The organism is Asticcacaulis biprosthecium C19 (assembly GCF_000204015.1).
Lineage (GTDB): Bacteria > Pseudomonadota > Alphaproteobacteria > Caulobacterales > Caulobacteraceae > Asticcacaulis > Asticcacaulis biprosthecius.
This window is the reverse complement of the sequence record NZ_GL883079.1, coordinates 85,747-98,331: the sequence shown is the minus strand read 5'-3', so window position 1 is coordinate 98,331 and position 12,585 is coordinate 85,747. Positions and strand designations below refer to the sequence as shown.

The window sequence follows — 12,585 nt, the reverse complement described above, 5'->3', positions numbered from 1 at the left end:
CGCGCAAAAACGTCCTTTGGCGCGCTCGCCAGGCAAAGATGAGTCAAGGTCATCGTTGCCTGGTATTAGCATTGAGAAAACGCGAGATGGCGCCCAGGACCTGATTGCGGCTGGACGGCTTTTTAAGGGTCTCGACGGCGTGATCGACCAGGGCCGCATCAATACGGATGCCACGCCGGCTGAGCAGCAGATCGCTGGCAAAGCTTTCGCAGAATTCCGGATGGCACTGAAACGACAGCCCCTTGCGGTCGGTGTAGTACAGCGCGCCATGCGGGGTGAAGTCGGACCCTGCCAGAACAACAGCATTGGCGGGCTTTTTCACCACCTGATCCTGGTGGGTGACGGCAACGCGGATAGCGTTGTCATCGGCCGGCCGGCCCAGCAGGTCATGCCAGACATCCGCGGCGTGAATATTGTATTCGTGCAGGCCGACGCCCCAGCCCTTGTGCGACTTTTCGACGTGGCCGCCCCAGGCCTGGGCCATAACCTGATGGCCGAAGCAGATGCCAACCACCGGCACCGCCCCGTCGAGGTCGCGCAGCCAGCCGATGAGATCACGAATCCAAGGATCGTCTTCATAGACGCCCGACGGCGAACCGGTAATGACCACGCCCTTCAGATCGGGATGATGTTCGGGAAGTTGGCCTTCCAGGGTGCGGAAGGTCTTGAACATGCGACCATCGTCGGCCAGCAGGCTGACGAACATCTCGGCATAGGTGCCATAGGTCTGATCCAATCCGGCCGGCGGCACACCGGTTTCCAGGATGGCAATGTAATCTTTACGCATGACCGTCCCAAGGGTCTACAGATACTCAAGGCGAATGCAAATTCCGTACCCAGACCTTCAAGATGTTCTATTTCGCAGGTGCGTCAAGGCCAGCCGGCATCACACTTTATGACGATGATTGACCGCTTCGGTTTCCAAGGCGTTAACCGGCGCCGTCCTGGGTGGAGCGGCGCCGGCTGGACCTAGACCTTCTTGAAGACCGCCGAATGCGAACCGTTACAGATATTGTGCCAGGTTTCCTTCATTCCTTTAGATTCGGCGTCGGCCTTCTTGGCCTTGTAACTGGCCTCGCTGATCCCAAACCAGCCGAACCAGCCGTCCTTCACCGGCGACCATGTCGTGTCGTAGCTGATCTTGCCATTGTTGACCTTGCAAACGATCGTATCCATCCAATAGCCGCTATCGGCAAAGTGGTCGAAGGTACGCTGAAAATCAGCCTGAGCCGTGCCATTCCAGGTCAGTTTCGTACCCAGGGCATGCGGCGGCCAGAAAAGGATCTTGCCTTCCGGCAGAGGCTTGCCTTTCAGAGGCGTCCACGGACCGTTGATGTCGGTGGAGTCGACAATCGGGGTCGTCATGCCGCGGGCAAAATTCATCGGCTGCGACTTGGCGTCCTTCTCCATATGGACGTGCAGGTGTGGCCCGGATGAGGAACCCGAATTGCCGACCAGGCCCAGTTTCTGGCCCTTTTTGACCTTGGGCCGGGCAACACCGGACTTGATTTCGACGTAGGGGTGAACATCGGGCCAGCGGTTGCTATAGCTGAGCGACTTGGCGAAGCGGACGTCGCGGTTGGGGCAGACGCTGGCCGGGATGGATCCTGGAATGGCGTGAGCGTAAAGGGCATAGACGCCATTGCTCTGGAGCACCCAGATATGATTGCCGCCGCCGGCCATCAGACCGGTCTTCAGGTCCGACGCATGCCAGGGCGGACTGGCCATCTTGGGATCTTCGTCACCGCGCATCGGGCGCGGATTTTCCACAGCATTGGCCCAGCAGCCGACCACCTCGCCGTCTTCCATGGCGTAAAAGGGTTTGCCATAGATCAGGTTGGAGGTGTTCTTGGGGTTTTTTGCGTCGACCTCGGCGTCGACGCCGCTTTTCAAGCCCGACCACTTGCCGTCGCCCAGCCACCGCCGCGCGCCGATATCACGTCCCAGAGACTGGATTCCGGACGCATGACTATCCGTGCGGTAGCGTTCGCCCGCCGCCAGATCGTCGGCCTTAAGGGGCGTGTCGTAGGACTGGGCGCCGGCGGCGCCGGCAAAAATCAGGGCGGCCAGGCACAGGGCAACTGGGCACGCCGTCGTGGTGACGGAATGGGTCATGTCGTCTCTCCTCGGATGAGTCGTGAAACGCAACGCTACGATTGTCGGGGTACTGCCGGCGACGCCCCTGCCCTCCGGTGCGTTGGACTATCACAGCCTGGCGCCAAGTACCAGCCAGCGTCAGTACGAAAAACGCCTGTTACCCGACCAGCGCGGCATCGATCACGCTTTGGGCAAAATCCGCTGCCAGCCATTCCGCCTCGATCTGTTTCAGCCTTTGCCCAACCTCCGGACCTGCCGTCATCCCGCGCGCAATCAGATCGCTGCCTTTGAGCGGAAATTTCGGCACGTCGATGTCGGCCATCAACCGCAGGAGTTCGTGGGGCTGGCCGTCGCCATGAACCGCGGCCAGCAGCACAGCATCCTCCACTGCCTGGCGGCCATGACGGTAGATCAGCCTGGCGATGTCGCCTGCCTCGGCCGCTTCCAGCCGGGTCACAACGTCGCCGGCCGCGATCATTCGCTCGCCAATGGCCTGCGAAAATTTCAACCGCGCCTGGGCAGATTTGATTTCGTTCACCCCCAGTCCAAGCCCGCTGTCGACCAGAGCCATCAGGCGGCGTTCCGCGTCGTCACTATGGGTGATCATCGCGCGAAGTTCGGGCAGGCCTTCCCCAACCAGGATCCAGCCCGGCACGATCCGCGACAGGATACCGCCCGATTGCATGGCTTCAAACGCCAGCAACGGATTGGCCAAAGACAGGGTCTTCATCGTCTCGCCAAAGAGACGCTCACCCGACAGCCCGTCAATTCCGGCCTGCAGCGCGATACAGGCCTGCAGCGAGTCCGGATCGACGCTAAGGGCATACCCTGCGGTGAAGCGGAAAAAACGCAGGATGCGCAGATAATCCTCGCGGATGCGCATCTGCGCCTCACCGATAAACCGCACCCGGCGTTCGGCGATATCAGCGAGACCGTGACCCGTCGGATCATAAACCAGGCCCTCGATATCGGCGTAAAGCGCATTGACGTAGAAATCGCGGCGCTGCGCATCCTTCGCCCAAACGGTGGTGTAGGAAACCACGGCCCGCCGGCCGTCAGTTTCGACATCTTCGCGAAGCGACGTGATCTCGTAAGGCTCACCGTCGACCACGGCGGTAATCGTGCCATAGTCCTTGCCTGTCGGCACATGACGCATACCGGCGGCCGAAAGCGCGGCTTCCGTCTCGTCGGGCGTCAGTTGCGTCGAGAGGTCAAGGTCGCTGCCCGGTACGCCCAGCAGGACGTTGCGGACGCAGCCACCGACGAAGCGGACACAGCCCTTCCCGCCCCGGGCCTCCAGGGCGGCGAAGACCGCCCGGGTGCCGGATGCTTTCATGGCGTCGGTGAGAACGATGCGAGTCATGCCCGCCTCATATCAGGGTCAGATGACTTTGACGACCCGGCCGTGAAAGTGCAATCCATCATCGCGGTAGCGGATCAGCACGCGCTTGGCATCGACCGGACCGGGCATGTCGATACCTTCGGCCAGATTGAAACCGAACGGCTTGAAATAGGATTGCGACCCCACCAGCAGCACCGCGCGCAGACCTTTTTGAAACGCCGCGTCGACAGAGGCACGCACCAGGCTCTTGCCGATGCCGAGACCACGATGGGTCGGTTCCACAACGATAGGCCCCAGGAAAACCAGGGGCTCACGGACATTGGCGTCTTCGTCGTAGATGAAGATCGGCCACATCCGCACGGACCCCATCAGGCGCTCATGGCCCTTGGGTCCTGTGGTGGCGGCAAAGCTCAGGTCATGCACAGGTTCGGAGCCTTCACGCAGACGCTCGGCGGTCTTGGTATACCGTCCCGGTCCAAACACACGGTCCGTCAGCTCGATAACGCGATCCGCGGTCCGCGGCGTTTCGAGGCCAATCACATAGTCCAAAGCAAGTGTATCCAGAGCCAAATGCGCCCCCGATGTCGATGGTCATCCCCCGGCAGTCTAAGCGGGGATATTCCGGATAAGGTTTCAGGTCAAATCAATAAACGGCAAGACCTGTGCAATTTCTGCGTCCGAATGTGACAAATTCCGTAACATAAGAGTTTGTTTCCCTTGATGTATAGCGATCAAGACCGACTGAGGAAGGCCTGAAACGCCGCCATAGCCTCGGGGCTGGTCAGCAACTGCTGGAACACCTGGCCTTCAGCCCGGATCACCTGCCACACCTGGTCCGGATTGCGCAGGAAGGCGCGCGTGTGACGCACCGCTTGTGGCGACAGTTTCAGCAGGCCCTGCGCCAACGCCTCTACGGTCGCATCCACCTCCTGTACCGGCACAACGCGGTTGACGAGTCCCCAGGCATGGGCCTGCCCCGCCGTCACGGGCTGACCTTGTGTCAGCCATTCGAAGGCGCGGGCGTGACCGATGCGCTGCGGCAACAAAAGCGTCGACCCGGCTTCCGGCACCAGCCCCAACTGCAGGAACGGAAGACGCAATCGGACGTCTTCTGCAGCGACAACCAGATCGCAATGCAGAAGCAGGGTGACGCCAACCCCGACAGCCTGGCCCTGGACGCCGGCAATCAGCGGCTTGGGGAAATAGGTCAGCGCCTTTAGGAAGCGGAAGACCGGCGCAGCTTCCCAATCCTGACTCGTCGTGTCGGTCGTCTGAAGGTCGGCCATCCCCTGGGCGAAATCCAGGATGTCGTTGCCAGCGCAGAAGTCGCTGCCTTCCCCCACAATGACCGCCACCTTGACGGCATCGTCCGCCCCCGCCGCGTCCAGGGCATCGGCCAGGACCGTATACATGGCGCGCGTCAAAGCATTTTTCTTGGCGGGGCGGCACAGCCGCAACGTCAGAATGCCCCCTTGCGTGGTTGTGACGATGTCCATCTGTGCGCTCCCATTGCGTTTACGTGAACGTTAACGTAAGCGGCACAAGAAGGCAACTGTGACATCCGGCTGGGACTTGCCTTGCAATCGCCTTATCCTGTAGATAAACACACGAAAAGCGGTTGCCCCAAGTATGCGACCGACCTGTTCAGGCAGCGGAGAGCCCAGTCCATGAAACTTTCGAAACTTGCCGGCGCCCTAATGGCGGCGGGCCTGGCCTTGGCGGCCAGTTTCAGCGCCACGGCGTCTTACGCACAGAACCCGGAGCCCGACGACGGTCCCCCGGTCAAGAAGGGGGCGAAGGCTGCGACCGCTGCCCTGCCGGCGGTCAATCCGATGGAACTGGCGCCGCAGATCGTGGCAACAGCCAAGATCAACTGCGAGCCGATCAATGCCAAGGTCATCGGTCAGACCGAAATCGATGGCGCCGATGGCAAAAAGACTCGCGCCAACATGTTTGAAATCGCCTGTAAAGCCGGCCCGGGCTTCATTCTTACGGCGCCCTCGGCAACAGACGTCAAACAACCTTTCAGCTGCAACTACCTGGTCAAGATCAAGGAAAAACAAGCTGACGCTACCCAATGTACCCTGCCGGAAAATCTGCCGGAATATAAGTGGCTGACGCCGGTCGTGCAAAAGTTCGTGCCGGGTTGCGAGGTCATCAAGGCCCGCGTCATCGGTTCGACCACGACCGCGCCGCTGATCGACCGCTACGAGTTCGCCTGTGCCGCCGGTTCCGGCGGGGTGCTCGACTACGCCCAGTTAGGTCAGACGGCCGAAACCGAATACAAGAACTGCCTGATCTTCGACGGAACGGCGTCGGCCTGTACCTTCACCACGAAGGCGCAGTTGATCGAGGCCCTCAAGCCTCTCGCCGCTTCGGCCAATCCCAACTGCCAGGTAACCGACGCCCGCTTCGTCGGCATTACCAAGGACAATGACGGCTTCTACTACGAATTTGGCTGCGCCACGCCGCCGGGCTTCATTGCCCTGGCCAACCTGGACGGCAGCTACAACCGTTCTGTGGCCTGTGCCTCTGCCATGGGCCTGGGTGGCTGCAAGTTCACCGACGCCAATGTCGCGGCCGCTGATGCCAATGCCTATATGACGGGCGTCCTCAAGGCGAATGGCAAGACCTGCACCGTTAAGGACTATACCATCCACGGCACGCAGGAATCGACCAAGCGCGACTACGCCGAATTTGCCTGCCCCGAGCAGCCCTTCGGCCTGATCGGTTTCGTGCCCCAACCTGGCAGCGACGGCCAGACCCGCGTCTATGACTGCTTCATGGACCAAACGGGCCGCAAGATGTGTACCATGGTGAAGCCCGACGACCTGATGAAGCACCTCGATAGGCTGATCAAGGTCGCCCAGCCGACCAAGAACTGCGATGTCAAGGAGGTCCGCTATATCGGCGAGTCGTCCGACCAGGAAGACGCGCTTCTTGCGGAACTGGCCTGCGTCAACAAGCGCGGCTATATCGTGCTGGTTTCACCGGACCGCAAGACGATCGTGGATGCGGTCCCCTGCACCATCGCCCGGTCGCAAAAGATGGAACTGAAGTGCGAAATCGCCGGCAACGGCACCTACTCGTCCGCCGCCAACGACGACTGAGGCTAAGGTTCTATTCCAGGCAAAATGAAGCCCGTGAGGTTCAGCCTCACGGGCTTTTTGTCTGTCTTTGCAGATCCTTGGAAAGCTGTACCTACAGTGTTTCCATGAAACGGCAGGCTTCGCCCTGGGACGGATTGACGATCTCGTCGTCGCGCATCACCACCTTGCCGCGGATGATGGTCGCCTTGGGCCAGCCCGTGACCTCGAGGCCATCAAACGGCGTCCATCCGCTGCGCGTACGCATATCAGCATGTTTCAGCACTCGCTTGGCCTTCAGATCGACCAGGGTGACATCGCCGTCATAGCCTTCGGCCATCCGTCCCTTGTTGGCGACGCCGAAGACGCGTTGCGCCCCGGTCGAGGTCAGGTCGACCAGCCGCTCCAGCGACAGCCTCCCTTGCGCGACGTGGTTCAACATCACCGGCAGAAGCGTCTGCACGCCCGGCATACCGGAGGGCGATTGCGGATAGGGTTTGGCTTTTTCTTCCAGGGTGTGCGGCGCATGGTCCGACCCGAGGACATCGGCGACGCCGCCGGCAATGCCGCGCCACAGGCCCTCGACATGGTAGCGGTCGCGGATCGGCGGGTTCATCTGGGCCAGGCCCTTCAGCCGTTCATAGGCCTCCGGCGCCTCCAGGGTCAGGTGCTGCGGTGTAATCTCGACCGTGGCGATGTCCTTGTGGCCGGCCAGGAACTCGATCTCCTCGCGTGTCGTCACATGCAGGACGTGGATGCGCTTGCCCGCCTCGCGCGCCAGCTTGACAAGGCGATGAGTCGACTGGATTGCCGACTGCGGATCACGGACAAAATCATGGCTGGTCCAGTCGCCTTCGCGGGCCAGGGGCCGGCGTTCGGCCAGGCGGTATTCATCCTCGGAGTGGAAGGTGGCGCGGCGGCGCACGGCGCCCAGAACGGCCGCGACCCCGGCGTCATCGGCGATCAGCAGCGTACCTGTCGAGGCCCCCATGAACACCTTGACACCGCAGCAGCCGGGCAGACGCTCAAGGTCCCCGAGATGGTTGATGTTCTCATGGCTGCCGCCGACATAGAAGGCGTGATCGCAATGCATGCGGTGGCGCGCGCGCTTCAGCTTGTCGAAAAAGGCGTCATGGGTGGTCGTGGTCGGATTGGTGTTCGGCATTTCGAACACCGCAACCACCCCGCCCAACACAGCGGCCTGGGAACCGGTCTCCAGGTCTTCCTTCCATTCAAGGCCCGGTTCGCGGAAATGCACCTGGGTGTCGATCACGCCGGGCATAGCCAGTAGGCCAGTGGCGTCGAAGACGTCGGCGGCCGAGGCCTGGCTCAGATCGCCAAACTCGGCAAAGCGGCCGTCTTTGATGCCGATATCCCCCTTGCCCCGTCCCGCATGGTTGATGATGTCGGCATTGCGAATGATCAGATCAAAGTTTTTCGGCATGGGCTGGCTCTCTGACGGCCTTGGCTTTCGGCGTCTTGGACGGTTTTGGCAAATCTTCTGTCACAGGCTCGGATTGCGCCGCATCGGCAGGAACAACGACATCGCTCAGCACCTGTTCAAGGAGCGGTTCCGGAGTCGGCCCGTCGTCAGACAGGACGACGTCATCGGCGGCAATGTCGATCTCCGTTTCCCACGCCACGATCCCCACTGACGCGGCGGGTTCCGGCACGACGTCTGTCGCATCATCTTCGGCAGAGTCGGCCTCAGGGCGCGGCGTCACGACATCGATGGCGTCGAGGACCGTGTCAATCGACAGGTCCAGCATATGGCAGACCGAAAGCTTGAGCTTCGGATCGGTAGCGCGGATGGCAGCCAGGCTACGCGGCCCGCGTATGGCGTGCATGTTCGGCCCTGGCGGGGCGTCGGCCTCGTCCGAAGGACCATACAGGCCGAAGGTTGGAATGCCGGCCGCCGCCGCCAGGCGCAGCCATATCTCATCATTGCCGATAAAGGCTTCCGCCTTTTTCAGGACGGCACAGGCCGTCAACAGGTCCAGCTTACCCGTCATCTCCATGATCTGGGCGCGCGGGGTCGCCATAGACAGGGCGACCGCTGTATCTCGGTCGGCCTCGGCGCCGACGATCAGCAGGTTGTGGTTGGCGAACGGACCGTCTTCGCGCATCAGCCGGGTGGCCAGAACGGCGAACCGCTCGGTCGGCCAGCGCCGTCCCAACCAACTGGCGCCCGGCGCCATAGCCACGAAAGGCGGCGACATCCGGCCGGCGTCCAGCAGGGCCTGCGCCTTTTCGGCACGCTCCTGAGACACCGCCAGACGCGGTACGACATCGATATGTTCCAGCGCCAGGGCCTGGCACATCTGGCGCAACGGCCCGGCGGGATCGTTCGGATTGACGACCAGACGGGTCTTGGAGCGGATCATCCGCGACACCATGCTGGGCCCGATATCGACCAGCAGGCCCCACTGCCGCCGGCTCAACTCGGCCAGGGCGCCCAGGGCCTTGAGATTGAAGATGGCGCCGTCGACCGCCACGGTCTCGTCGATGCCCCGCTCGTCCTGGAACAGTTCCACCGAATGCCGCGTGGTGACCAGCGTGATGCGGGCGTGCGGAATCTCCTGCTTCAGGCGCGGGATCACGCCGCCCAGCGCGATCGCCCGGGCCGGCTCGCACAGCGCCAGCAGGAGAATCGGGAAGCTTGATTTCATGCTACCTACCTAGTCCGATTTACGCCTATATCAAGTCTGCGTCCCGTAACAGACGAACTGCATCATGACCCGCATAGCACATCTTCCTCACCGCGCCCTCATCCGTCTTACCGGTCCCGATTGGGCGCCTTTCCTGAAAGGGCTATGCACGGCCCATATCGACGACCTGATTCGTTCTGATGGCCAAACCTCGTCTCTTAGGCTAGTATACGGGGCTTTTTTGCGGCCACAGGGCAAGATGTACGCCGACTGTTTGTTGTCGCCACGCTCTGCTGACGAAGTCTGGCTGGACGTGCCGCAGACTGCGCGGGAAGAATTGGTGGCGAAACTGAACATGTACAGGCTACGCGCCAAGGTCACGATAGACGCGCTGGATCTGCCGGTTTACGCGGCCTTCGATGGTCCAATGCCGGAGGGTTTTGCCAGCGATCCGCGCAGCGAGGTGATCGGTGCGGACTTCAGCTTCGCCTACGGCCCGCAAACCCCAAACGCGACCGACTGGGCTGCGTTCCGCTATAGCTACGGCTTGGCGGAAGCCGGTACCGATTTCGCTAAGGACGAACTTTACGCCATCGATGCCAATCTCGACCTGCTGAACGGCATAGATTTCAAGAAGGGCTGCTATGTCGGACAGGAGCTGACCTCGCGCATGAAGCGGCGCGGCCAGATCAAGAACCGCATCCTGCCGCTGCGCCATGCCGGCCACCTGCCGCCCGGCGCGGAGGTGCTGAACGGTGAACGCCGCGCCGGCGAAGTCCTGGCCTCGATCGACGGCAACTCGCTCGCCCTGATGCGGCTCGACCGGCTGGACGGCGAGCTGACCTGCGACGGCCACACATTGAACCTGACGATCCCCGACTGGATCGCCCCGCATATCTCGATGGAAGCCGCATGACCGACCTGATACGCTGCCATTGGCCCAAGGACGACGCGCTCTATTGTGCCTATCACGACGAAGAGTGGGGCGTGCCCGAGTTTGACTCGCGCGCCCTGTGGGAAAAGTTGGTGCTGGATGGCTTCCAGGCCGGCCTGTCGTGGATCACCATCCTGCGCAAACGCGACTCTCTGCGCGCGGCCTTCGCCGGCTTCGATCCGGACAAGGTCGCACGCTTTAATGATGCCGACATCGAGCGCCTGATGAACGATGCCGGTATCATACGCTCGCGCGCCAAGATCCTGGCGGCCATCGACAGCGCCCGCATCACCCTGGACCTGCGCGAAAAAGGCACCGACTTCAAGGATCTGATCTGGGCCATTCAGGACCACCAGCCGCAGATCAACCATTTCGGACATGGCCAGATCCCGGCGGAAACCGAGACCTCGCGCGAACTGGCCAAGTTTCTGAAATCGCACGGTTACAAGTTCTGCGGCCCAGTCATCGTCTACGCCTTCATGCAGGCCGTCGGCATGGTGAATGATCATACCGTTACCTGTTTCAGGCATGCTGAGGTCAGCGAGATGATGAAAAGCCTTTAACCGTCTTCCTTTGCGGAAACTTGAGGGTCTTCGGTTACCTTCCCCTGCGTCACAGCCTGGAGGGAAGCTGACATGAAACTGATGTTCGAGCCGCTGCGCAAGTATTCCGACTTTAACGGCCGCGCCCGCCGGGCCGAGTACTGGCAGTTCTGGCTGGCCAACTTCATCCTGTTTTTCGTGCTCGACATCCTGGGCATGATGGCCAGCGACGCCGGCAAGGGCATGATCGGCATGGTCAAGATTCTGCTGTGCCTTGGCCTGCTTCTTCCCAACATTGCGGTCGCAGTTCGCCGCCTCCACGACACCAACCGGACAGGGTGGTGGATTCTCCTGCCGTCGGGCGTATTGTTCGTAAGTATGATACTCTTCATCGGTATACAGGGCGCGGCCTACATGCAGACGCTGCAAGGCCTGTCCGGTTACACACTGCAAGACCAGATTGGCCAGGCGGGCGCGGTTTTCGGTAATTTGATCATGTGGGTGTTTCTACCCACCTGGCTGGCAGCTCTGGTTACCTTCATTTTCCATGTGTCACCCGGCACAGCGGGGCCGAATCGCTTTGGCGCGGATCCCAAAGGCGGTGGGGCCGCAGATATTGCCCGCGTCTTCGATGCACCGGAAGAGGAAGATGCCCGTCCGGCCTATGCCGAACCGCACAAGCCTGTGTTTGACTTTGGCCCCTCGCGCGGCGTCCCGTCGATCCGCGAAGCCGCCCCCTCGCCGCCACCTCAGCCGCGCTATACACCCGCCCCGACCAGCAACCCGCTGGCGCCGGGTGCGGCTCGCCCGACCTTTGGCAAAAGGCGCTAGCCGCGATTCAGCAAATCAGGTAGAGGCGGTTCATGGCGGATTTTTCCCATGAACAGCGAATTGCCGGTCTGGTCTGCGGCGTCGATGAAGCCGGCCGTGGCCCCTGCGCAGGACCGCTGTGCGTGGCCGCCGTCATTCTCGATCCCGCCCGCACGCCCGAAGGCATCGACGATTCCAAGGCCTTGACCGAGGCGCGCCGTTTTCAGCTCGAGCCCCTGATTAAGCATGCCGCCATCGCATGGTCCGTCATCACCATGTCGACCGACGACATCGACAGCATGAACATCCTGGCCGCCACCCTGGAAGGCATGAGCCGTGCGGTCATGGCGCTCAATCCTAACGCCCATCACGCCCTGATCGACGGCAATCGGTGTCCCAAACAGCTGAGCATTTCGGCCACGGCTGTGATCGGTGGCGACGCCCTGTCCCTTTCAATCGCTGCAGCGTCCATTCTGGCCAAGACTGCGCGCGACCGGATCATGATCGAACTCGACGCGGTCTATCCGCAGTACGGTTTCAAGCGGCACAAGGGCTATCAGACAGGAGCGCACTTGGAGGCCCTGCGCGTTCATGGCCCCTCGCCTGTCCACCGCAAGTCGTGGGCGACGCTTCGTCAACTATCACTGCCTCTGGATGTGGCAGAATAGGTCATGGGCAACTTCGTCCGGATCACGCCTTTCATCCACGTGCCGGATCTGGAAAATGCGGTTGCCTTTTTCGTCGATATTCTTGGCTTTGAACGCTATCCCCTGCCACACACCGACTATGCCTACGTCTGGCGCGAGACCGCCGGCATCCGGCTGTTGCAAAACCGGGGTGATGACGGCGCGCCTCCGGGTAACCGCCGCTTCGCCTACTATGTCGATATCGAGGACCTTGACGCCTTGTACGCCGAGCTGAAGCCGAAGTTGGACAGCTTGCCGCCGGCGGATGTTTTCGGTCCAAAGGACCAGCCCTACGGCCAGCGCGAACTGATGGTCCTGGCGCCAGACGGCAATCTGATCGTGTTCGGGCAGGCGCTTGCATAGAAACGGAATTTGTCCTGAGCCCACTCCGTAAGCGGCATCAAACAGCAAAGTGGGTCCACAGATTAGAGGGATTAGAG

13 protein-coding genes are annotated in these 12,585 nt (G+C 61.5%); 6 read left to right on the top strand and 7 right to left on the bottom strand.

What is annotated here, in order from left to right; translation table 11 throughout:
* Positions 1-49 precede the first annotated feature (49 nt).
* The 5 genes from ABI_RS15550 to ABI_RS15530 form a co-directional block, all read right to left on the bottom strand.
* Complete coding sequence (locus ABI_RS15550) at positions 50-787, bottom strand: type 1 glutamine amidotransferase (protein WP_006273991.1); 738 nt, start codon at positions 785-787, stop codon at positions 50-52.
* Between the two features lie 182 nt (positions 788-969).
* On the bottom strand, positions 970-2,115 hold the full coding sequence (locus ABI_RS15545) for a M23 family metallopeptidase (protein ID WP_006273990.1): 1,146 nt from the start codon (positions 2,113-2,115) through the stop codon (positions 970-972).
* A 139-nt stretch (positions 2,116-2,254) separates the two neighbouring features.
* Complete coding sequence (locus ABI_RS15540) at positions 2,255-3,460, bottom strand: CCA tRNA nucleotidyltransferase (protein WP_006273989.1); 1,206 nt, start codon at positions 3,458-3,460, stop codon at positions 2,255-2,257.
* 18 nt (positions 3,461-3,478) lie between these two features.
* Positions 3,479-4,009, bottom strand: a complete 531-nt coding sequence (locus ABI_RS15535; protein WP_040309491.1) for a GNAT family N-acetyltransferase — start codon at positions 4,007-4,009, stop codon at positions 3,479-3,481.
* A gap of 161 nt (positions 4,010-4,170) precedes the next feature.
* Complete coding sequence (locus tag ABI_RS15530) at positions 4,171-4,935, bottom strand: enoyl-CoA hydratase-related protein (protein ID WP_006273986.1); 765 nt, start codon at positions 4,933-4,935, stop codon at positions 4,171-4,173.
* A gap of 171 nt (positions 4,936-5,106) precedes the next feature.
* Between ABI_RS15530 and ABI_RS15525 the strand changes: the two genes are divergently transcribed.
* Entirely contained in the window at positions 5,107-6,549 is a 1,443-nt protein-coding gene (locus ABI_RS15525; protein ID WP_006273985.1) for a hypothetical protein, read from the top strand.
* Positions 6,550-6,640: 91 nt separating this feature from the next.
* On the opposite strand, the gene ABI_RS15520 is transcribed toward ABI_RS15525, so the two are convergent.
* Positions 6,641-7,969 carry a dihydroorotase gene (locus tag ABI_RS15520; RefSeq protein ID WP_006273984.1) on the bottom strand — a complete coding sequence of 443 codons (1,329 nt, stop codon included), beginning with the start codon at positions 7,967-7,969 and terminating at the stop codon, positions 6,641-6,643.
* Positions 7,953-9,194, bottom strand: coding sequence for a glycosyltransferase family 9 protein (locus tag ABI_RS15515; RefSeq protein ID WP_006273983.1), 1,242 nt, complete (start codon positions 9,192-9,194; stop codon positions 7,953-7,955). Before ABI_RS15515 ends, ABI_RS15520 begins: the two co-directional genes overlap by 17 nt.
* Before the next feature lie 238 nt (positions 9,195-9,432).
* Here ABI_RS15515 and ygfZ point away from each other — a divergent pair, with 238 nt between their 5' ends.
* The 5 genes from ygfZ (at position 9,433) to ABI_RS15490 (ending at position 12,508) form a co-directional block, all read left to right on the top strand.
* A complete protein-coding gene (ygfZ, locus tag ABI_RS15510; protein WP_006273982.1) occupies positions 9,433-10,089 on the top strand; it encodes a CAF17-like 4Fe-4S cluster assembly/insertion protein YgfZ in 657 nt (218 codons plus the stop codon).
* Positions 10,086-10,670 carry a DNA-3-methyladenine glycosylase I gene (locus tag ABI_RS15505; RefSeq protein WP_006273981.1) on the top strand — a complete coding sequence of 195 codons (585 nt, stop codon included), beginning with the start codon at positions 10,086-10,088 and terminating at the stop codon, positions 10,668-10,670. The genes ygfZ and ABI_RS15505 overlap by 4 nt, the downstream gene beginning before the upstream one ends.
* 72 nt (positions 10,671-10,742) lie before the next feature.
* A complete protein-coding gene (locus ABI_RS23785; RefSeq protein ID WP_006273980.1) occupies positions 10,743-11,480 on the top strand; it encodes a DUF805 domain-containing protein in 738 nt (245 codons plus the stop codon).
* Positions 11,481-11,512: 32 nt separating this feature from the next.
* Positions 11,513-12,127 carry a ribonuclease HII gene (gene rnhB / locus ABI_RS15495; RefSeq protein ID WP_006273979.1) on the top strand — a complete coding sequence of 205 codons (615 nt, stop codon included), beginning with the start codon at positions 11,513-11,515 and terminating at the stop codon, positions 12,125-12,127.
* A 3-nt stretch (positions 12,128-12,130) separates the two neighbouring features.
* The gene (locus ABI_RS15490; RefSeq protein WP_040309489.1) at positions 12,131-12,508 is read left to right on the top strand and encodes a bleomycin resistance protein; all 378 of its coding nucleotides are present in this window, start codon (positions 12,131-12,133) and stop codon (positions 12,506-12,508) included.
* Positions 12,509-12,585: the final 77 nt, after the last annotated feature.

Excerpts from the sequence above, each read along its gene's own strand:
- ABI_RS15550 (WP_006273991.1), bottom strand. The coding sequence starts at position 787 with ATGCGTAAAGATTACATTGCCATCCTGGAAACCGGTGTGCCGCCGGCC.
- ABI_RS15545 (WP_006273990.1), bottom strand. The coding sequence starts at position 2,115 with ATGACCCATTCCGTCACCACGACGGCGTGCCCAGTTGCCCTGTGCCTG.
- ABI_RS15540 (WP_006273989.1), bottom strand. The coding sequence starts at position 3,460 with ATGACTCGCATCGTTCTCACCGACGCCATGAAAGCATCCGGCACCCGG.
- ABI_RS15530 (WP_006273986.1), bottom strand. The coding sequence starts at position 4,935 with ATGGACATCGTCACAACCACGCAAGGGGGCATTCTGACGTTGCGGCTG.
- ABI_RS15525 (WP_006273985.1), top strand. The coding sequence starts at position 5,107 with ATGAAACTTTCGAAACTTGCCGGCGCCCTAATGGCGGCGGGCCTGGCC.
- ABI_RS15520 (WP_006273984.1), bottom strand. The coding sequence starts at position 7,969 with ATGCCGAAAAACTTTGATCTGATCATTCGCAATGCCGACATCATCAAC.
- ABI_RS15515 (WP_006273983.1), bottom strand. The coding sequence starts at position 9,194 with ATGAAATCAAGCTTCCCGATTCTCCTGCTGGCGCTGTGCGAGCCGGCC.
- ygfZ (WP_006273982.1), top strand. The coding sequence starts at position 9,433 with ATGTACGCCGACTGTTTGTTGTCGCCACGCTCTGCTGACGAAGTCTGG.
- ABI_RS15505 (WP_006273981.1), top strand. The coding sequence starts at position 10,086 with ATGACCGACCTGATACGCTGCCATTGGCCCAAGGACGACGCGCTCTAT.
- ABI_RS23785 (WP_006273980.1), top strand. The coding sequence starts at position 10,743 with ATGAAACTGATGTTCGAGCCGCTGCGCAAGTATTCCGACTTTAACGGC.
- rnhB (WP_006273979.1), top strand. The coding sequence starts at position 11,513 with ATGGCGGATTTTTCCCATGAACAGCGAATTGCCGGTCTGGTCTGCGGC.
- ABI_RS15490 (WP_040309489.1), top strand. The coding sequence starts at position 12,131 with ATGGGCAACTTCGTCCGGATCACGCCTTTCATCCACGTGCCGGATCTG.